14 protein-coding genes are annotated in these 20,876 nt (G+C 39.0%); 4 read left to right on the forward strand and 10 right to left on the reverse strand.

Annotation, left to right across the window (positions count from 1 at the left end):
- Positions 1-9 precede the first annotated feature (9 nt).
- The 10 genes from HCG49_RS02590 to HCG49_RS02635 form a co-directional block, all read right to left on the reverse strand.
- Complete coding sequence (locus HCG49_RS02590; protein ID WP_168467997.1) at positions 10-1,419, reverse strand: Gfo/Idh/MocA family protein; 1,410 nt, start codon at positions 1,417-1,419, stop codon at positions 10-12.
- 54 nt (positions 1,420-1,473) lie between these two features.
- Complete coding sequence (locus HCG49_RS02595) at positions 1,474-2,328, reverse strand: fumarylacetoacetate hydrolase family protein (protein ID WP_168467998.1); 855 nt, start codon at positions 2,326-2,328, stop codon at positions 1,474-1,476.
- Positions 2,329-2,435: 107 nt separating this feature from the next.
- Positions 2,436-4,022, reverse strand: a complete 1,587-nt coding sequence (locus HCG49_RS02600; protein WP_168467999.1) for a sulfatase family protein — start codon at positions 4,020-4,022, stop codon at positions 2,436-2,438.
- A gap of 4 nt (positions 4,023-4,026) precedes the next feature.
- Positions 4,027-6,384 carry a PDZ domain-containing protein gene (locus HCG49_RS02605; RefSeq protein WP_168468000.1) on the reverse strand — a complete coding sequence of 786 codons (2,358 nt, stop codon included), beginning with the start codon at positions 6,382-6,384 and terminating at the stop codon, positions 4,027-4,029.
- A 128-nt stretch (positions 6,385-6,512) separates the two neighbouring features.
- Positions 6,513-8,756 (reverse strand): alpha-L-fucosidase, encoded by a 2,244-nt coding sequence (locus tag HCG49_RS02610; protein ID WP_168468001.1) that lies wholly within the window; start codon positions 8,754-8,756, stop codon positions 6,513-6,515.
- Between the two features lie 45 nt (positions 8,757-8,801).
- Positions 8,802-9,398: an alpha-L-fucosidase gene (locus tag HCG49_RS02615; RefSeq protein WP_168468002.1), complete on the reverse strand. Its 597-nt coding sequence runs from the start codon at positions 9,396-9,398 to the stop codon at positions 8,802-8,804.
- 30 nt (positions 9,399-9,428) lie between these two features.
- Entirely contained in the window at positions 9,429-10,205 is a 777-nt protein-coding gene (locus HCG49_RS02620) for an SDR family NAD(P)-dependent oxidoreductase (RefSeq protein WP_168468003.1), read from the reverse strand.
- 41 nt (positions 10,206-10,246) lie between these two features.
- Positions 10,247-11,572 (reverse strand): L-fuconate dehydratase, encoded by a 1,326-nt coding sequence (locus HCG49_RS02625; protein ID WP_168468004.1) that lies wholly within the window; start codon positions 11,570-11,572, stop codon positions 10,247-10,249.
- 194 nt (positions 11,573-11,766) lie between these two features.
- Complete coding sequence (locus HCG49_RS02630) at positions 11,767-12,633, reverse strand: AraC family transcriptional regulator (RefSeq protein ID WP_168468005.1); 867 nt, start codon at positions 12,631-12,633, stop codon at positions 11,767-11,769.
- Between the two features lie 155 nt (positions 12,634-12,788).
- The gene (locus tag HCG49_RS02635) at positions 12,789-13,655 is read right to left on the reverse strand and encodes an AraC family transcriptional regulator (RefSeq protein ID WP_168468006.1); all 867 of its coding nucleotides are present in this window, start codon (positions 13,653-13,655) and stop codon (positions 12,789-12,791) included.
- A 342-nt stretch (positions 13,656-13,997) separates the two neighbouring features.
- On the opposite strand from HCG49_RS02635, the gene HCG49_RS02640 reads away from it, so the two are divergent.
- The 4 genes from HCG49_RS02640 to HCG49_RS02655 all read left to right on the forward strand — a co-directional run bounded on the left by HCG49_RS02640 (position 13,998) and on the right by HCG49_RS02655 (position 20,876).
- Positions 13,998-14,552 carry an RNA polymerase sigma factor gene (locus HCG49_RS02640; RefSeq protein ID WP_168468007.1) on the forward strand — a complete coding sequence of 185 codons (555 nt, stop codon included), beginning with the start codon at positions 13,998-14,000 and terminating at the stop codon, positions 14,550-14,552.
- Between the two features lie 109 nt (positions 14,553-14,661).
- Positions 14,662-15,864, forward strand: coding sequence for a FecR family protein (locus HCG49_RS02645; protein ID WP_168468008.1), 1,203 nt, complete (start codon positions 14,662-14,664; stop codon positions 15,862-15,864).
- 160 nt (positions 15,865-16,024) lie between these two features.
- Positions 16,025-19,408, forward strand: coding sequence for a TonB-dependent receptor (locus tag HCG49_RS02650; protein ID WP_240938615.1), 3,384 nt, complete (start codon positions 16,025-16,027; stop codon positions 19,406-19,408).
- A gap of 10 nt (positions 19,409-19,418) precedes the next feature.
- Complete coding sequence (locus tag HCG49_RS02655) at positions 19,419-20,876, forward strand: RagB/SusD family nutrient uptake outer membrane protein (RefSeq protein ID WP_168468009.1); 1,458 nt, start codon at positions 19,419-19,421, stop codon at positions 20,874-20,876.

Consider the following 20,876-nt stretch of genomic DNA (forward strand, 5'->3'; position numbering starts at 1 on the left):
GTCCTTGTCCTATAAATCTTCCATTATCCCTAGGCGTCTTTCTTCTTGCCATTTCCCTCTTGTAAAATCAGGGAATTTTACTGGAATGTTCCCTAATTCTATAGAGATACCAGACAGTGGTGTTACCACGGACCAATCTGCAGCATCGTACACATCCTGATCTAAGGCCTTTCCGTTGTTAAAACAATCTATCAGCCTGTACAACATTATAAAGTCCATTCCTCCATGGCCACCATGTAGTTTTATTTCTTCTTTTAAGTGGTCCCAAATGGGGTGCTTATACTTGTCCATATACGCTTTATACTCAGCTTCTTTTAGCCAATCGTGTCCTTTGCCGGCAATACTTAATCGGCTTGGGTACCCTTCGTGATACGCTTTGGTCCCAGAAAGGGCATTGATACGGCTATAGGGTCTAGGAGAAACCACATCGTGCTGTAACATAATAGACCTGCCTTTTGCGGTTTGAATAAGGGTCGTATTCATATCGCCATGGGCAAATTTGTTACGATTAAAGAATTCATTATCAGATTCCACCGTTTTTGCATACTCAGACAAGCTAGCTTCTAAAGAACTCATGGACACCAAATGCCCAAAACGGTCTCCTCTTCCTACTCCCATATACTGAGCCACAGGCCCTAGGCCGTGGGTAGGATAAAGGTTGCCATCATATTTTTCGTTATGTTTTAATCGCCATTGTTGGTAATAGGCATTTTGACTAAACATCAAATCTTTTAGGTCGTGAATATAAGCTGCTTCTCCATGGGTTAGGGTACCAAATACTCCTTGCTCTACCATTTGTAAAATGGTCAGTTCCTCGTTGCCATAACAAACATTTTCCAACATCATACAGTTACGTTGGGTTTCTTCGGCGGTATCAACCAATTTCCAGCAGTCTTCTACTGTATAGGCTGCAGGCACCTCCAAGGCTACGTGTTTACCTTGTTGCATGGCGTAGACACTCATAGGAACGTGGTCTTCCCATGGGGTAGAAATGATGACAAGGTCTATATTATCTTGACGTAACATTTCTTTCCATGCATCTTTGCTTCCACTATATTTTTTTACTTTTTTATTACCTTTCGACTTTAAAAAGTCCACCGATTTTTGAGCCACCGCATCTCGGATATCGCAAATTGCGACTACTTCGGCCTTTGGGTCTAAGGCGGCAATTTGTTTTACATGACTAGCCCCTCTCATTCCAACACCTATGAAAGCAACTTTAACTTTTTCTATAGGGGCTACTTTTAACCCTATAACAGACTTCCCTAAAACGGGTCTTGGTGCTGATATTTTTTCTACCGTTTCCGTGGCGTTGGCCCTAGAATAGGTTGCTACTCCTGGTAGCCCCATAAACGCGCCTACCAAGGCCGAAGACCTTAAGAATTTCCTTCTGTTAAAATTGCTTTCAGATGTGCTCATAATGATTGGTTTTTTAACGTATTAGTATTTGGTATTTGGTATTTAGTATTTTGATTATTGATATGCTTTTGCTGTTTGTTTAGAGGTTCCTAATCCTTCGATTCCCAACTCTACCACATCTCCGGCTTTTAAATATTTAGGAGGATTAAATCCAAGACCTACTCCAAACGGAGTTCCTGTAGAAATAATATCCCCTGGCAATAAGGTCATGAACTGGCTGATATAACTCACTACCTCTTGTACGTTAAATATAAAGTCGGATGTACTACTATCTTGTACGGTTTCCCCGTTCAATTTTAACCATAGGTGTAAATTGTTAGGATCCTTAATCTCTTCCTTAGTGGCGATAAAAGGTCCTAGAGGCGCAAAAGTATCACAGCTCTTTCCTTTTACCCATTGCCCTTCTCTTTCTATTTGAAAAGCTCTTTCACTATAGTCGTTATGCAACACATAGCCCGCCACGTGATCTAAGGCATTTTCTTCAGAAACGTACGATGCTTTTTTCCCGATTACGATTGCCAATTCTACTTCCCAGTCTGTTTTTTCGCTTCCCTTAGGAATGATCAAATCGTCATTAGGCCCTACGATGGCCGATGTAGCTTTAAAGAACAATACCGGCTCCTTAGGTACTGCCATACCACTTTCTGCCGCATGCTTTGCATAGTTAAGACCTACACATACTATTTTGGAAGGTCTTACCAAAGGGGCTCCCAATCTCACATTATTATCCACAACAGGACAAGTACTCGCATTATCGGCCAACCAAGTTTTTAATCGCTCTAATCCATCTCCTCCAAAAAAATCTTCGGTATAATCCTGTCCAAAAGCGGACACATCCAAGCGCTTACCATCTTCCAATTGCACTCCTGGTTTCTCACTGCCTACAGCACCAAATCTTATTAATTTCATTTCCTTGTTATTTAAATTTGAATTCGTATTAACTTTTGTTCTTTCCGGAAGTCCCTGCGTCTAGCATTGCTTCCTTTTATTTTGTGACCAAGAGCATATTAAAGGCCTTACTTTTCATTAAACACCTCTAATTGTTTCCATTGTTTACTTCCGTATCCTTCTGGCTCATTTGTTTGCCTTTCCCCTTTAGTACTTCTACCATTTTCGATATAGGATTTCATCAGCACTGTTAAGGACGATTCTATCTCCGGAAAATCCCCATAAAGATTCTTTTGTTCTTGGGGGTCATTATCTAAGTCGTACAGCTGAAAAGGAGGTAGGTTGGCCAATCCTTCGCTTTTGGGTTTTGGAGCACTCCAGCCACCAGAATCTGCTGCAAAAATCATTTTCCATTTTCCTTTTCGGATCGCAAAACTACCATTGATAGAATGATGTACTGTAGCTTCCCTCTCAAAGTATGGTGAGTTGTTGTCTAGTAGTACAGGAAGCATAGAAAAACTATCTTCCCCTTCCTCGTCTTTTAAATCAACACCCACAATATCTGCACAGGTAGCCAAAAAATCTGTGGTACAAATTGTTTGATCTGCTATGGTCGCCGCCTTAATTTTCGCCGGCCACTTTACTATAAAAGGCACTCGGTGTCCTCCCTCAAAAATATCGGCTTTATGTCCCCTATAAATTCCGCTAGGACTATGGCCCTTACTCAACATTTCGTTAATATCGGCGGCTGGGGAACAACCATTGTCACTGGTAAAGACCACCAAAGTATTTTCTTCTATTCCGGCTTCTTTTAGCACCGCATTCAATTGCCCCATATAAGCGTCTATCAACATCATAAAATCACCATAGGGATTCAACTCACTTTTTCCTGCCCATTCTTCGGTAGGTAAAATTGGGGTGTGGGGAGATGGCAATGCCAAATACAAAAAGAACGGTTGTTCCTCCTTGGATTTGTCCTTGATATATTTAAAGGAGCGTCGAAAAAAGTTAGGAGTAACGTCCTCAAAATCGAAATCTTTGGCGGTTGGCCCCTTTCGCCACCACCCATATTTATCGGTACTCTCCGTAATCGTATCGGGCACCATGGTGGGCATCCCGTTTTCTACGTATACATAGGGCGCCATGTCCAAGGAACCACTATGTCCATAGGAATAGGAAAACCCAAGATCGTTGGGCGAATTTGTTACTGGTTTGGAAAAATCTATATTGTCAAAATCCTTGGCGTCCCAGCCATCTCCGGAAATAACTTTTGGATCTTTAAGGGCCCAATCCCATCCTAGATGCCATTTGCCTATAAAGGCCGTTGCATACCCTTCTTTTTGCAATAGGGAAGCTACCGTAGTGCGGGTCGTGGGAATAAGGGCATTGGAATTCCCTGTGAGCACACTGCTTTTTAAAGGACTTCTCCAATTGTACCTTCCGGTAAGGATACCATAACGGGTAGGGGTACATACCGCTGAGGAGGTATGGGCATCCGTAAACCTCATCCCCTCCGATGCCAGTTGGTCTAAGTGGGGCGTCCTTATTTTTCCTTCAGGATTATAGGCTTGAATATCGCCATAGCCCAAATCGTCGGCGAGCACATAAATAATATTGGGACGTTTTTCTACTTCGGTCTTCTCATTACATCCTACCAAAAATAGCCCTAAAAGAAGGAGAAGTAAATTAACTATATTATTAAACCTTGATTTCATTTTACTATTTTTTGGTAGACACCTCAATTTCGAGTTCATTTTGGTTCCTAAAAACACGAAGTTTTAATGTCCCTTTCCAATTATTATTCTGATAAGACTTCATTAAATCAGCCACGGTATTTATTTCCTCTTCTTCACAGGAAATGATAACATCCCCAACCTGAAGAGATGATTTTTCAGCGATACTTTCCTCATCTATAGCAAGCAATAACACCCCTGCCGTTTTATTTAAACCAGAGGCGGAACGTTCTGCCATGGTAGCAATGTTTTTAATATGTGCCCCCAGCCATTTAAAAGTTGTATCCTCTCCACTGGTATTCCCAAAAAACATAGTTGGAATATCGGGAGTTTTTGCCAAGAGTTTAAGTCTGGGATCTTTCACTCCAAACCCATCCATATCAAAATTTTTAAATCCGATCTTATGTGCTGGAGAATTCTCCTTGACGGCAAAATTACCAGATTTTGCATCCTCAAAAAGCGCATCCCCATAAACACTGTGTTGCTCTATTTCTTTGTTTTTAGAATTTTCTAAGGCCTCCTTATCGGGAAAAAGGTTATAATCTATTTCTTTACCCCAGGCTTGGAGCCTGATATCCTTGTGTTCTGTAAAAACAATATTATGTTTAAATACGTCTTCGCTGTTCTTAAACCAAACATGAGGGTGAAAACCATTATTGATCGAAATATTATTTTCTACGGTTCGGTAAAATCCTTCTCGTAATTTGATCCCACCATTTAAACATAGATTATTATAAATTTTATAATTCGAAGAACCGTCGTCCAAATCGATATCCCAACCATGATCGCAGCGAAACCTATTGTTTCTAATAATGGTGGTATGTATGGCATCCCATTTGGGCATCTCAGGATTATCGGCTACTAATTTATCCATGGCTTCCCTGTTAGGGTGCCAAAAACGATCCCTGCCCCAAGAATTAAAAGCTCCGTGATCTCCAGATTCTAAAACTGTGCTAAAAACATCGTTATATTCTATCACATGACCGCCCCAAGTACCATCTCCAATATTGATCCCTGCCCTAGGCACCTCATAAATACTGTTATGTTTTACGGTAATATCCATAGCCATGGCAATTTGTACCCCCGCGGTTTGTTTTTCTACACGACCAATACGGTAGATGAGGTTATTATCTACGGAGGAATTACTAGGGTATTTATTGGTTTTTGGTCCTAGAATGGTATCCATTTCGGTCAAAGATACAGTCTCGTTATATTGAAAAGAAGGAGATCGTACCGCATCTGGACTCCCCACAAAACTAATGGCCGATGCTCCACAATCGTGAATATGGTTGGCTACAATACTCACTTCTCTATTATAATTGCTCACAAAAATGCCATTGCCTCCTAGGTTGGTCAATTCACAATTTTGGATTCGCACATTCTCTGTACCCTCTAACAAAATAGCTCCCCCCCTATAAATGGTCCAATCACTTCTTAGTAATGGTTCATAGGGCTCCATAATTGTGCGTCGGGTATGTTCAAATTTAATATCACTTACCTCAACATCATGCACCGGATTATCTTCTGTACCTATAATTTCTAGGAGGTGTTTTTGTACAACTCCTTCTACAATGGCTGTTTGCATATCAGTTCCCGAAGGAGGCCAATAATACAATTTCTTTTGACTATCTAGGAACCACTCCCCGGGAGCATCTAATTCTTCGAAAACATTTTCGACCATACGGTACTTATCGTGCATTCCTGATGGACGATTATTTTGGTGGCCCCCGGACATTATAAGCTGACCACTATCATCTACACCCTCGGCGATATAATGGAAACCTCCCCACTCTCCGCTATGCATAGCATGTACTATGGCCCCCTTTGGATTTGTCCAGGTTTTTATCCTTTCTGACGCTATAGCATCCGAAGCATGCCCCTGCCAATGTCCACCCTTCTCATCATAATTGGGATATCTGGCCAGTACTTGTTGCTTTCCATCTACATAGAGTTGATCAAATTCTTGTTCTTTTGGCAATTGACTCATCCAAATTTGATCCTTGTATTTTTCCCATTTGGGGTTCAATACAATAGAGCCTTTTATAATGGTTTTATCCGCCCCTTGTCCAACAATTTTTAAAGGCCCCAAAGCCGGATCTATTTTTATCGGTTCAATAATCCGGTATTCCCCAGCCATTAAATGAAGGGTCACTGTCTGTTGGTTTCCCTCCTCTCGGACTTGGGCTACAGCCTTCATTCCTTCTTCGATGGAACTTAAAACAAGGGCTTCTCTAAGTGATGAACTTTGTTGACCATCAACAGCTATATAAATATCTGTAACCGATGGAGTGCATCCCCATAATAAAGAAAATAATAAAAAACAATAAAGGGCTATTTGTTTCATATATAAATATTAATTCTTTTTTTATTTTTAACGGTTATATGTAATTTGCATCTCTTCACTTGTCCTAGCGACCAGTTTTCGGTCATGCTTATTTCATTTTTTTATAGGAATAAAGGCTGATTTCGATATTATTCTATTAAAAAATCTAATTCTGCTATGGCGGCCGTTTTTCCTCCTCCAGCAATTTCTTTAGATTCTATCCTAATATATCGGGTGTTGACAATCGATTTAAAGGCGTGCTTTCTAGTTGTCGGATCGTTGATCAGGTTTCCAAATTCAAAACTCTCCAAAGTTTTCCACGATTTACCATCGGCACTGGTTTTAAGAACACCTTTCTCTATCATCCCTTCTCTATGCTTCTTTTGTGGCGTATAAGTAAACCCTTTAAGAGCATATTCCTTCCCTAGGTCCAAAGACAAATAATGTGTTTGTTTGTCAGAGGTTGACTCCCAAAAGGTATTGTTATTAGCATCAAAAGCAGCTCCTCCTTCTTTTCCTTGTTGTGCGCTACTTTGCTCTAGAAGTTTCCAATCTTTTTTAATCACCCCGAACTCCGTGCCGGCCACAGCTCCCAATAGATCGTTTATTAAGGCTACTGCCCTAACCTCTCCGGCTGGGAACAAAAAGCTTTCCTTATAAATTGGCGATTCTACGGTAGGTTGGGAACCATCTGTTGTGTATCTAATAGAATAATCCCCGTTTAAACTACCGCTAATATCACGTCCATGGGGTTTCCATCCAAAGTCTTCTTTTTTAGGAGCAATAGTTACCATTCCGTTTACATCTCTTACAATAGCAAGTTGTGGTGGGCGTGTATTGTAATAGAAGGCACCAATATTGGAAATAGCAGGGTACCATCTAGATTGCATGAATCTTACCCTTAATTTATTGGTAGTTACCTCTGGGAAACGCAATATTCTCTTGTATCCAATATTACTGGCTACCGCAATTTCTTGCCATTCATTATTCACCCAAGCATCTAAGGCATGCTTTTCTACTCTTTCTCCATGGGTGGCTATAGCCTCTTGGATTACAAATCTATTTAAGGTTATCGGAGTTTCCACACTAATGATCATCTCACTATTTTCCTTATCAAACACTTCAAAACTATCGCTATCTGTGTCCAAGACATTTTTAGGACCTTGGGCGGCAGCCAATAAATTATCCGTATAAGTTTCTTTAATTCGCTGCCCTACTTCTTCTAAAACACGGACATCTTCGGGAGAAAACTTCCCATCTCTATTCGGTGGAATATTTAATAAAAAAGTAGTATTGCCACCTACTGATCTTTCGTACATATCAAAAACGTCATCGGTACTACGTACTTTCTGATCGGTATCGTCCCTATAAAACCAGCCTTCGCGAATAGAAGTATTAATTTCTGCTTGTTGATAGTGCAAAAACTTGGCATCGTAAAGTTTTTCGCGGCTACCGATATCCTCTGCAGTAATGTCGTCAAAACGATTCAAGTTTGCAGGATCTTCTAGGTATGGAATTACGTTCCATTCGGTATCTCTAGTCTCTCCGGCTTCGTTACCACACCAACGAATATCTTCCTTTCCAAAAATTACCGCTTCCGGGGCAAGGGTTTTTATAAGTTTTTTCCAAGCTAAATAGTTATAGGTCTGTCCTCCTTTTCTCTTTGGATGGGCACCATCAAACCATACTTCGTGAATAGGTCCGTATTCGGTTAGCAATTCAAAAAGTTGGTTTAGGAAATACTCATTATAATCGTCTACCTTAAAGGTAAAAGTAGTTTTATTTTCGAAAGGCCTTCCCTCTACTGCCCTAGGAATAGTTCGCTCGGTATACTCACTTAAATTCCCATAGAGTCCTTCTTCATTTTCTATTTGGTATAAATCTGCAGGAGACAAATACACCCCTAGTTTAAGCCCGTATTTTTCACATGATTTGTACAGTTCTTTTAACACATCGCCCTTACCATCTTTAAAGGGTGAAGACATAATACCATGTTTGGTATACCTACTTTGCCACAGGACAAAACCGTCGTGGTGCTTTGCGGTAAAAACGACTTTTTTCATTCCCGCATCGCTCATGGCCTTACACCATTGGTCGGTATCTAAATTCTGAAGATCGAATATTTTAGGGTCTTCTTTTCCATTTCCCCATTCCATTCTGGTAAACGTATTGGGTCCAAAATGAATAAAAGCTATGAATTCATTTTTTAAGGCTTCGTATTGGTTAGCGGTAGGTACTACATGAGCAGCTTTTAGAACAATAGAATCCTTAGTATCCGTATCCTTTACCGGAATAGTATTGGAAACCGGCATTGTCAATGCATTAAAATTTGGTTTTTTAGCACAAGCTCCAAAAAGAGCAAGAGTCAGGAAATACAGAAAAATCTTTCTCATGTTATTCAAGTTATTTTTTTTAATAATTTATAAGGTAGATGAACCTTAGTTTTTAGAAATCTTAAAAACATAGGCATACTCATCTGATGGTTTCATTTTATTGCGATTATAAGCCGGCATGATCTGTTTCATGTCCTTTCCCGATTTTTTACGGGAAATGGTTTCCCCAGTTGCCAAAAGTACTATTTGGGTATTCTTTTCAGGACTATTGTTTTGAAGCAGCAATTCCCCATTGGCCCATTTAGGAGCAACGGCGAAATAGGCTTCTTCTTTTTGTGTAAAAAATAATTCTTTAAGGGCGAATCCAGGTTCAGGATCCACGGTTTGTTTTAAAATAAAATCGCATTCCAAATCTCGTTTTATTCCAACGTCCATAGTGTGCCAAGAAAACTTCCCGTTCCCGAAAAGGGTCTTATTCTGCAACCAATATTGGTACAACTCAGAATAAGCCCCTTTAGGAGAATAGGCAGGAACCGAATAAGAGCCCCAATGAATAAAGATTCCAAATTTAGCATCACCAAACCACTGTGCCACGGGACGGGAATCTAAGGACTCCCAAGTGGGTTGATAGCTGTTTTGAGAATTCATCTTAGAGACTCCTAACAAAGCTACCTGGGTTAAGGCAATGCTACATTTTTTCATTAGTTATTCTTAATAGGTTTTAAAAAAATATTACCCGTTTAACTTTATAAATCCACCGTCGATAGGAAAATCGGATCCGGTAATAAAAGAAGCCTCATCCGAACATAGATATAATGCCAGATTAGCTATTTCCTCTGGTTTCCCCATTCTTCCTATCGGCTGGGTTTTAGAAAGGTTTTCGAACATTTCTGCTTCTCTCCCTGGATAATTTTTCTTTATAAATCCGTCTACAAATGGCGTGTGTACCCTTGCTGGAGAAATACAATTACATCGAATTCCTTCTGTTACATAATCCTTAGCTACCGAAAGCGTCATGGTAAGCACAGCCCCTTTGGACATTGAATAGGCAAAACGGTCCGAAATACCAACCGAAGAAGCAATAGAGGCCATATTTAAAATAACCCCACCTTTTTCCTTCATTTTCGATATCGCGGCATGCATACAGTTGTAAACACCTTTAACATTTACATTGTAAATCCTATCCAGGTCACTTTCTTCGGTACCTTCTAAATTACCTACATGAGCAATACCGGCATTATTCACCAATATATCTATTGAATTTTCCTTGGCAATAGTGTCTATAATTCCTGCTACCTGCTTATGGTTAGACACATCACACTGGTGAAATGTAGCCTTACCACCTTCTTTTGTTATCGCTGCAACTATATTGGCTCCGCTTTCTTCATTAAACTCAAGTATATGGACGTTGGCGCCTTGGGCTGCAAATTTTTTGGAAATGGCCTCGCCTATTCCACTAGCGCCACCGGTAATAATAGCTGTTTTATTCTCTAAACTAAATCCTGACATTTTGTTTACTTTACATTGATAATTGTGTTCTGCCAAAGTCCTTAGGCCTTATTGGCTAATTCCTTTGCCCATACATCCCCATTTGGAAAGCTGTAATCTGCCAAAGACTGTTCTTTCATGGTAATACTGTATCCTGGCATTGATGGTGGCATATAGGCTCCATTCTTAATTACCACTGGATCGTAAAAATGTTCGTGTAAGTGATCTACAAATTCTATAATCCTATCTTCCATAGATCCGCTTATAGCAATGTAGTCTATCATAGAAAGGTGCTGTACATACTCGCACAGACCAACACCACCAGCATGTGGACAAACAGGAATATTGAATTTAGCAGCCATCAATAAAATGGCTAAATTTTCGTTTACGCCTCCTACTCTACAGCTATCGATCTGACAAATCCCAATAGCATCGGCTTGCATCAATTGCTTAAACATAACCCTGTTTTGACAATGTTCTCCTGTAGCCACTTTTATAGGCGCTACTGCTTTTGCTATCTTGGCATGTCCTAATATATCATCTGGACTTGTTGGTTCTTCTATCCACCATGGTTTGTATTTTTTAAGGGACTCCATATTGGTAATGGCCTCATCTACATCCCATTTTTGGTTGGCATCCATCATCAATTTCAGATCATCACCGATTTCTTCTCTGATAATGGCCGCTCGGCGCATATCGTCCTGTAAATCAGACCCCACCTTAATCTTCATATGCTTAAATCCGGCCTCCTTAGCTTCTCGGCATAGGCGTCGCATTTTATCATCGGAATACCCTAACCATCCAGCAGAAGTAGTATAAGCAGGATATCCGCTCTTCAATAAAGTATCGATACGCTCTTGCTTTGTGGCGGCCTTCGCCTGTAAAAGTTCTAGGGCTTCTTGTGGCGTAATGGCATCGGTAATATATGTGAAGTCGATACAGGACACCAATTCTTCTGGAGTCATATCGGCCAATAATTTCCATAACGGCTTTCCTTCAGCCTTGGCATATAAATCCCATACGGCATTTACCACCGCTCCGGTAGCCAAATGAATGACTCCCTTTTCTGGCCCCAACCATCGCAATTGGCTATCTCCAGTTATCATTTTCCAAAAAGCACCCATATTTTGAGTAAAACTCTCCAAGGTCTTGCCTTTAACCAATGGTGCTAAAGATTGGATAGCGGCTGCACATAGCTCATTCCCTCTTCCTATAGTAAAGGTAAGACCATGACCTTCCAAGCCGTCAGGGTGATCGGTCTTTAATATTACATAAGCGGCTGAATAATCAGGATCTGGATTCATGGCATCAGAGCCATCCAAAGATTTGCTAGTAGGGAAACGGACATCCTTTACTAAAATATCCGTAATTAAGATTTTGCTTTTCATCTGTTTACATTCTGTTAGTTGGAATGGGTACCAGGCATTTTTAGTCTAAAAAGATCCATTAACGATAGGCTTTTTAGCATTCTTAAACCCATTCCTATTTTATTACCCTAACAAAATTAAGCTTAAACTCTAGTCTTTTCCACCACTAGAAGCACCTTTTATGATACTTTTTAAACCTGAAACGTGTAATATTCTTAATTTTGAGTATGAAGTTTAATATATTCGGAAGGCGATATACCGGTAATAGATTTAAAGTGACGGTTAAAATTGGAAACATTATTAAATCCGGAATCATAGCAGACCGGGGTAATATTTTGCTGGTTTTCCATGAGCAACTTACAGGCGTATCCAATCCTTATTTCATTTAAATAACGGGTAAAGGTTTTTCTATGCACCCGTTTAAAAAATCTACTAAAGGCAGAAGGATTCATTTTTGCAATGGCAGCAACGTCTTTAGAACCTATAGGCTGATTAAAATTTTTGAAAACAAACTCGTAGATATCATCCAAAATTTTGTTCTCCGTCTTGTGAAAGGAATTTAAAAACCCGGGACTAGACAAGAGTCGGTATTCCCCATGATTTGCCAATTTATGAAGAATTTTAAGGAAACTTATGGTCTTTTCAAAAGCATCTAAATGCACAAGTTCCTCGATTTCATTTTTTATATCCTCATCTATATCTACAAATAAAATCCCTTGAGCCGCCCTCTTTATCAGCTGTTGGATAGGCTTCATCTCGATGACCTGAAAAAAATGTTTCCCAAGAAACTCTTCCTTAAAATGAACTCCGATAGCTTCGGAACTATGGGTAGATCCTTCCTCAAAGAAAACATCGTCATTTAACCACATATGAGGCAGATTTTTTCCAATCAATACCAAATCGCCCTCTGAAAACTTTTCTATACCATCGCCAATAAATCGAGTTCCTGTACTTTTTAAGATATACACCAATTCTAATTCTGGATGATAATGCCACACCTTTAAAAAATGTGAATCAGCATGTTGGGTAACGGTAAACGAACTGTTTTGTAAACTGGTTCTATTAAGGAGATGAAGTTTCATAGGAGGCTATAGTTGGTTATTCTTATATAAACGTATATTGTACATTTAAAGATAAAAATATACAATATATTTTATACTCCACTTATAAATGCAAAAAAAGTATCCCTCCACCCCTTAATAGGGCATAACACACGGTATGTGTTTTATAAAATGATTTATTTTTGATTGTGCAAACGGATATAATCCGAGGGGGACATACCCGTAATAGATTTAAAATGTCTGTTAAAATTAGAAATATTATTAAACCCAGATTCATAGCAGACCGGTGTAATATTATGCTGATTCTCCATCAGTAATTTACAGGCATATCCTATTCTAATTTCATTTAAATAACGGGTAAAGGTTTTCCTATGGATACGTTTAAAGAATCTACTAAAGGCAGAAGGGTTCATTTTGGCCACTTCGGCCACATCTTTGGAGCTTATGGGCTTACTAAAATTTTTAAAAATATACTCATAAATCTCATCTAGACTATTATTTTCAGTTTTCTGGAAAGACTTAAGGTACCCCGGACTAGACAACAACCTATAGTTGTCGTGATTGGCCAACTGATGGAGAATTTCGATTAATTTAAGCGTTTTTTCAAAAGGCATTGCAGTTAGCAACGCATTAAAGTCTTTTAAAATTTTAGGGTTAATATCTTCAAATAAAATTCCTTGACTGGCGGTATTCATCAATTGCAGAATTTTTTTCATTTCTGGAAGTTCAAAAAATCCCATCCCAAGGAAGTCTTCTTTAAAGTGTACCGCAATGGCTTCGGATAGCAGGGTAGAATTTTCTTCAAAGTACACCTCATCATTTAACCACATATGAGGCAAGTCTTTCCCTATTAAGACCAGATCGCCTTCAGAAAATTTTTCTATACTATCGCCGATAAACCGAGTACCGGTACTTTTTAAGATAAGCACCAATTCTAATTCCGGATGATAATGCCATACCTTTAAAAAGTGGGAATACCGATTATGACTTACCAAAAAGGAACTATTTTCTTTACTGGCCCTATCGAGAAGATGAAGTTTCATATGTAGATATCTTTTGTTCTTTTAACGCTCATACTTCGGCTGCGCCCAGTACAGGAATGTAATTCGCATATCGTCATTCGTCTTTGCGACCAGTTTTCGGTCATGCTCATTTCACCTCTTTATTAAAAAATTAAACCTACCTATAACATATAGTTGTTTCTGTCATAAAGATATCACTCTTTCTCGATACAGCAAAAAAAGTATCTGTAATAAGCAATTCCTTGGTGGACAATAGATGAAAAACAATATAATTTCGGAGAATACTATTTCTATATTATCAGTTGACCATTAAAATAACCACCAATAATCCTGAAAAAATCGTCTACCATTAATGAAAATCTAATGAAAGCCTTAAAGAAAGGGGACACCCAGGCTTTTAGGGCAGTTTTCGATATTTATCAGAATCGGGTGTATCACTTTGTAAAATCCATTACCAAATCTGATTATGTTTCGGAAGAAATAGTACAGGAAGTTTTTATTAAAATTTGGGGAATTAAAGAATCTATAAACACCGCCCATTCCTTTGAAGCCTTCCTTTTTACAATAGCCAGAAACGCTACCTATAATTACCTACGAAGTGTTGCCAACCAACAATCCTTAAAAGAAGAATTTTGGAAAAACATTAGTTATTCGAACAAACAGACCGAAGACACTATTTTATTGGGCGAATACGAGGCGTTGGTTGAAAATATACTCGAAAATATACCTCCCCAAAAAAGAAACATATTTATACTTTCCAAACAACAGGGTAAAAGTCATCAAGAAATAGCCGACTTACTGGGTATTTCTACAAAAACCGTTAAAAACCACCTGTGGGAAACCCTTAAGATTCTTAAAAGCCAATTAAAGCCACATTTAGAGACCATCCATTTCCTATTGGTTTTTCTATTACTCTAGCGCTTTTTTGCATTTTTTAAAAAAAATCGCATTATCATTTGGGACTTTTTCAATTTTGAGGTGTACTACTTATATACTCTTTACTCGTTGCACCTAAAACATTCTGAATTTGAACGATAAATTCTATACCGATAAGCTTTTTCAAAAGCTTTTAGACAATACCCTTTCAAACGAAGAGTATGAGGAGCTTATGACCATTATTAACAATTCTGACTCATCGAGTATTTTTAATAATAGTCTATATAAACACTGGGAGGACATCAATACCAGGTCAGTTTCAAAAGAAAAACTCCCTGATTCCAAAACATCTTTTAAAAATATTTTAAACCAAATAGAACAAGGTGCTCCTACTAAAAACAAAGAAACTAAATTCTATGCACCATTAATAAAACAATGGTTTGGGATTGCAGCCACCCTATTGTTTCTTGTTGGTATCTTCTCCATTATCCTTAAAGACACCACTAGCGACCAAGTTTCTATACCATCTACGCCCATCCCTACTTCCGGGCTTATTACCTTGCAGTTAGACAATGGTTCCGTTGAAACTATTACCGACACTAACGAAAGTACCATTAGAACAGCAAAAGGAACGGTAGTAGGAACCCAAAATGGAAGTTCATTACACTACCTAAACAATTCTGTGGCTGAAGAACTAATATACAACACCTTACATATTCCTTTCGGAAAGAAATTTGAACTACTCTTGTCTGATGGAACCAAAGTAACCTTAAACGCTGGGAGTTCTCTAAAATACCCCGTCCAATTTCTTTCTGGTCATACACGAAAAGTTTTCTTAAAGGGCGAAGCATTTTTTGACGTGGCCAAGGACGCCAAACATCCTTTTATAGTAAATGCTAACGATTTAAATATTCAGGTACTGGGTACTGAATTTAACCTTTCCTATTTTCCTGAAGATGAAGAAATAAGTACGGTCTTGGTAGAAGGATCGGTTGAATTGTACAAAGATGGCGCCGACAAAAACAAGAACACCGTTACCCAACTTCAACCAGGGCAAAAAGCTTCATGGAACCCTTTAAAAAACTCCATGCAAGTAAAAGCTGTAGATGTTAGCCTCTATACGTCCTGGATGCATGGGGAATTAATTTGTAAAGCGATGCCTTTTTCTAAACTAAGGACCAAGTTAGAACGCCATTTTAATATACGTATAGAAAATAACAATGAAGCCTTAGACAAACAAATCTATACCGCCACTTTTAAAGGTGAAAGTTTAGAGGATATTTTAGAAGCCTTTAAAGAAGACTTCCCTTTTAAATATTCTAGAGAAGGCGATACCATTACAATTACCAACTAAACCAATAATAACCTAAAACGAAAGATCAATGCAGAACAACTAAATCCAAAATCAACTAACATCACATTAATAAAAATGCCGGAAAATGTTGGCCCATTTCCCGGCGTAATAAAGTGATGTAAACAAATCAATTATTTAATCACCAAACTTTTACAAATTTATGAAAAATTTCAACTTGGGCAGGCCTCTCGATGCCGATTGGCTGCGCCAAAAAAACTTAGCGATGAAACTCACTACCCTTTTACTCTTAGTTTCTTTGTTTCAAATTCAGGCTAATACCTACGCCCAGAACACAAAAATCTCAATACATCTTAATGATGCTACCGTAGAACAGGTCTTTCAAAAAATAGAATCCTTATCTGATTTTAGGTTTCTGTACAATCATGAAAAGGTAGACCTACAAAGAAAAGTTTCTGTCAATGCCGATAAAAAGCAAATTTCCTCCATTTTAAAAGCTATGTTCGCCGATACCGATATTTATTTTTCGGTTAAGAACAAGCAGATTATTCTAAAAAACGGAAAACAAAAAGAATCCTACACTAAGGAAGTTTTAGAAGTTGTACAACATTCTGTTAGCGGTAATATTACTGATATGGACGGTATCCCTTTACCAGGGGCGAATATTGTAGAAAAAGGAACCACCAATGGGGTTACGGCCGACTTTGACGGGAATTTTTCTATTACAGTTGCCAACAGCAATAGTATACTGGTCGTTTCTTACATTGGCTATGCAACCACAGAAATACCAATTAACGGAAAGACCAGAATTCAAATTGCCTTGAAAGAAAGTGCTGCCGGATTGGAAGAGGTGGTGGTAGTAGGATTCGGGACACAGAAAAAAGTTAACCTAACCGGATCTGTAGCAACAGTAGATGGGGAAACCCTGACCAAAAGACCAGTAACAAACGCTGCCTCCATGCTACAGGGACAAGTTGCTGGTTTAAGAATAGTCCAAAATACGGGGGAACCAGGAAACGAAGGCCTATCCATACGAATAAGAGGTCAGGGAACATTTAGTAATGCCGGCTCCAATCCATTGGTTTTGATCGATGGTGTGGATGGAAATTTAGGTGATCTAGATCCTAATGATATCGATAATATTTCGGTCCTAAAAGATGCTGCCTCCGCATCCATTTACGGTTCCAGAGCTGCAAATGGCGTAATCTTGGTTACCACAAAATCTGGTAGAGCAGGAGAGTTCACCGTGGAGTATAATCTCAATACTGCCATACATACTCCCACAAAACTTTTTGATGTTATAAGCAATTCTGCAGAATATATGGAATTGTGGAACGAAGCAAAAAATAACACCGGAATTACTACGGGACTTTATCCACAATCCGAAATAGATCTTTACAGAAATGCTACGGACCGAACACTTTATCCAAACACCAATTGGTTAGATATTATGTTCAATCCGGCTTTTGTGCAATCCCACAATATCGGAATAAGCGGTGGTAAAGAAGATACCCACTACAAATTATCTCTTAGCTATGTGGATCAACCAGGTGTAATGAAAGGTTTTGATTATAAGAAGTTCAATGCCCGTTTAAATCTAGGTTCCCAAATCAACGACTTTATAAAAATAGGCGCAAACGTAGCTTTAAAAAAGGGCGACCTATCAAGACCAAGACAAGGATCCAGTGATATGTTTCTATCAACCATGTCACAAGCCCCAACCTATTTGCCAAAATTACCTGATGGGCGTTATTCCTACAAGGCATATGATTTTGAATCAAATAATAAAAATCCTTTGGCCATAGTTGAAAATGAAGTTCTAAGAACGATAACTGATTATTCTGTTAATTTACAAGGTTGGGCAGACATCAATCTAACTAAATCAGTTAACTGGTACTCCAAGGCCGCAATCGTTGGAGATTTTGAAAAATGGAAAGATTGGCGGCCATCAGTACCACTTTACAACTACCGTACCGGAGAGTTTGCAACAGATTTGGACGTTGGTGGAAGAGGACTTCAAGTTAATAATGGACAAAACATATTCACCAATATTTTTACATATCTAAAATTTGAGGATGAGATAAGTGAAGGGCATAGCCTGACAGCCCAAGTGGGTTACAGCGAGGAATCCAATAAAGAAGAATATCTGCGCGGTTATAGACGAGATTATGCTGGCAATAACCTAAGGGAATTAGATGCTGGTAGCTTGGCCGTTCAAAATGCCAACGGATCTACTTATGAATGGGCATTAAAATCTTTTTTTGGTCGTTTAGGTTATAATTTTAAGGATAGGTATCTGGTTGAGATGAATATCCGCCACGATGGAACCTCTAGATTACATGAAGATCACCGATGGGGAACTTTCCCTTCAGTCTCCGGAGCCTGGAGAGTATCGGAAGAATCTTTTATGAAAAATGTGTCAACGGACTGGCTCAACAGCCTGAAGATAAGGGGATCTTATGGAGAGTTAGGCAATCAGAATATTGGTAATTATCCTTATCAGGATATCCTTGGCCTCACTGGAAATTATTCCTTTGACAATGCCAATTTATCCTCCGGGGCAGCGCAAACAGCTTTATCAAACCAAAACATTACTTGGGAAACTACTAAAATTACCGACATCGGCTTAGATCTTAGTGCTTTTGATGGCTTTTCCCTCACCTTTGACTGGTATAGAAAAACAACCTCGGATATTCTAAGGGGATCCCAGGTAACCGGACTCATAGGTTTGGACGCTCCAATAATAAACAATGGAACTATGCAGAACACAGGTGTCGAGCTCAATTTACAATACAACAACAATGTCCATTCAGGTGCGTTTGAAGGCCTTAGATACAATCTAGGGTTCACTATCGACCGCTTCAAGAATGAACTAACTGAATTTGGGGAACGCGAAATTGGCGGCAACACAGTTAAGGAAGAAGGACGCTCATGGGACACTTTTTATATGCTGGAATGGACAGGTATTTTCCAAACTCAGGCTGAAGTGGATGTTGCACCCAAGCAATTTAATGATAATACTGGGCCTGGAGATCTTATATACAAAGATCAAAACGGAGACAATATCATAAACGATGAGGACCGTACTTATATGGACGGACAATATCCCGAATTCGAATATGCTATGAATTTTAATGCCAATTGGAAGAATTTTGATATCTCACTATTTTTTCAAGGCGTAGAGGGAAGAAGTATTTATGTTCGTGATTGGGGAACCATACCCTTTGTACAAGGGGCGCCTCCGACAACTGATTGGAGAGATAGATGGACGGATGATAACCCATCCACTACAATGCCCAAAATATATTGGGGATTTAATGCTCCTGATAAAATCAGGAGGACTTCAAGTTATTTTCTACAGGATGCCTCTTACTTAAGGTTAAAGAATATTTCATTAGGGTACAACCTGCCAAACTCCATGCTAGAGAAAGTAAAGCTTAAAAAATTAAGAGTTTATGTTTCAGGAGACAACCTATTGACTTTTACCAAGTATCCAGGCCTTGATCCTGAAAGAGGAGAAAGTGGTCGTTTTGTAAGCTACCCACAGAACAAAATATATTCTCTAGGCCTTAATATTCAATTTTAAAACCAAAAAAATGAAAAGATATATTTTACCAATTTTACTAGGCGTCATATGTGTCGGTTTTGTAGGATGTGAAAAGGAAGCATTGGACAAAAACCCCTTGGATAAATTATCCAGTGGCGAATTTTGGAAATCCAAACAGGATTTTGATATGGCACTTACCGCAATATACGGGGAGTTACAAAATGCTATGTTCTCTGTGGGTGCCCCTAATTGGGATGTACTAACCGACAACGGCTATGGACAGCATAATTATTGGGGAAGCCAAGCTATTGTTCAAGGAAACATCTCCCCAACTTCGGGCGGCTATATTTCTGATATTTACAATAGCAGTTACAAGGGTATTGCGCGTGTTAACATTTTCCTCAATCAACTTAATGATTTTGAAGGTGATGAAATAGATGCCGTAACCAAATCAAAATATAAAGGTGAGGCAATGTTTATGCGTGGCTTCTATTATTTTCAATTGTACTCCAATTACGGTTCAGTCCCTATTGTAACCGAATCGTTAAACCTAGAAAACCAAATACAGCCCAAAGCTTCTGCAAATGAGGTTTTTGAACATACATTGGCCGATCTTGATACCGCTATCATTAATCTATCTTCTGAAGTATATGCCGACAACGGCGGACATGTGGTGAAGTCATCCGCACAAGCATTAAAACTAAGGGTACTCCTATTTGCGGCATATGGGGACAACGGAACGGTTGATTCAGGAATAATGGCCCAAGCGAGGGACCTAGCATTGGAAATAATGGGATCCGGTTACGAGTTAAGCCCAAATTTTGAAGATGTCTTTAAAGATGGAACCCAAGAAGGAAATCCAGAAATTATCTTTTCCATCAAGTTTTTGGCACCGGACAATTCTACGGCTATGGATCAATGGTATGGAGATTGGGTAGTAATCAGCCCCTTACAGAATTTAGTTGATGCCTTTGACCCATTAGACCCTAGGCTAGACAAAACAATATATGCCGATGAAGTAAACTTTGATGGCAATATTCATTCTCCTTCCAACGGCCTGCCCACCGGCTTTGGAGTAAAAAAATTCCTTAGCCCTGGACTTATGCCCTATGGATATTCTACCCAAAGTCAACAAGACTGGGTTTTATTGAGATATGCGGATATATTATTAATGTATGCAGAGGCACAAAATGAACTTGTAGGTCCAGATCAATCAGTCTACGATGCTATTAATGCCGTTCGTGGGCGAGTAGAAATGCCCTTCCTTATAGGTTTATCTAAGGAAATGATGCGCGAGGCCATACGCCACGAACGTAGAATTGAATTAGCATTTGAGGGATTGCGCTACTACGACCTCAAAAGGTGGAGAATTGCAGAAACGGTTTTGAACAATGTATCCGATGGAATATTGGAATATACTTTTGAAGAGCGTTTCTATCACTGGCCTTTGCCTCAATCTGAAATTGATAAAAGTCAAGGAATATTGGAGCAAAATCCAGACTACTAA

Origin of the sequence: Arenibacter sp. 6A1 (assembly GCF_012272855.1) — a bacterium.
GTDB lineage: Bacteria > Bacteroidota > Bacteroidia > Flavobacteriales > Flavobacteriaceae > Arenibacter.

Coding starts and splice junctions, on each gene's coding strand:
- HCG49_RS02630 (WP_168468005.1), bottom strand. CDS start 12,633: ATGAAACTTCATCTCCTTAATAGAACCAGTTTACAAAACAGTTCGTTT.
- HCG49_RS02655 (WP_168468009.1), top strand. CDS start 19,419: ATGAAAAGATATATTTTACCAATTTTACTAGGCGTCATATGTGTCGGT.
- HCG49_RS02635 (WP_168468006.1), bottom strand. CDS start 13,655: ATGAAACTTCATCTTCTCGATAGGGCCAGTAAAGAAAATAGTTCCTTT.
- HCG49_RS02650 (WP_240938615.1), top strand. CDS start 16,025: ATGAAAAATTTCAACTTGGGCAGGCCTCTCGATGCCGATTGGCTGCGC.
- HCG49_RS02605 (WP_168468000.1), bottom strand. CDS start 6,384: ATGAAACAAATAGCCCTTTATTGTTTTTTATTATTTTCTTTATTATGG.
- HCG49_RS02600 (WP_168467999.1), bottom strand. CDS start 4,022: ATGAAATCAAGGTTTAATAATATAGTTAATTTACTTCTCCTTCTTTTA.
- HCG49_RS02620 (WP_168468003.1), bottom strand. CDS start 10,205: ATGTCAGGATTTAGTTTAGAGAATAAAACAGCTATTATTACCGGTGGC.
- HCG49_RS02625 (WP_168468004.1), bottom strand. CDS start 11,572: ATGAAAAGCAAAATCTTAATTACGGATATTTTAGTAAAGGATGTCCGT.
- HCG49_RS02590 (WP_168467997.1), bottom strand. CDS start 1,419: ATGAGCACATCTGAAAGCAATTTTAACAGAAGGAAATTCTTAAGGTCT.
- HCG49_RS02595 (WP_168467998.1), bottom strand. CDS start 2,328: ATGAAATTAATAAGATTTGGTGCTGTAGGCAGTGAGAAACCAGGAGTG.
- HCG49_RS02610 (WP_168468001.1), bottom strand. CDS start 8,756: ATGAGAAAGATTTTTCTGTATTTCCTGACTCTTGCTCTTTTTGGAGCT.
- HCG49_RS02640 (WP_168468007.1), top strand. CDS start 13,998: ATGAAAGCCTTAAAGAAAGGGGACACCCAGGCTTTTAGGGCAGTTTTC.
- HCG49_RS02615 (WP_168468002.1), bottom strand. CDS start 9,398: ATGAAAAAATGTAGCATTGCCTTAACCCAGGTAGCTTTGTTAGGAGTC.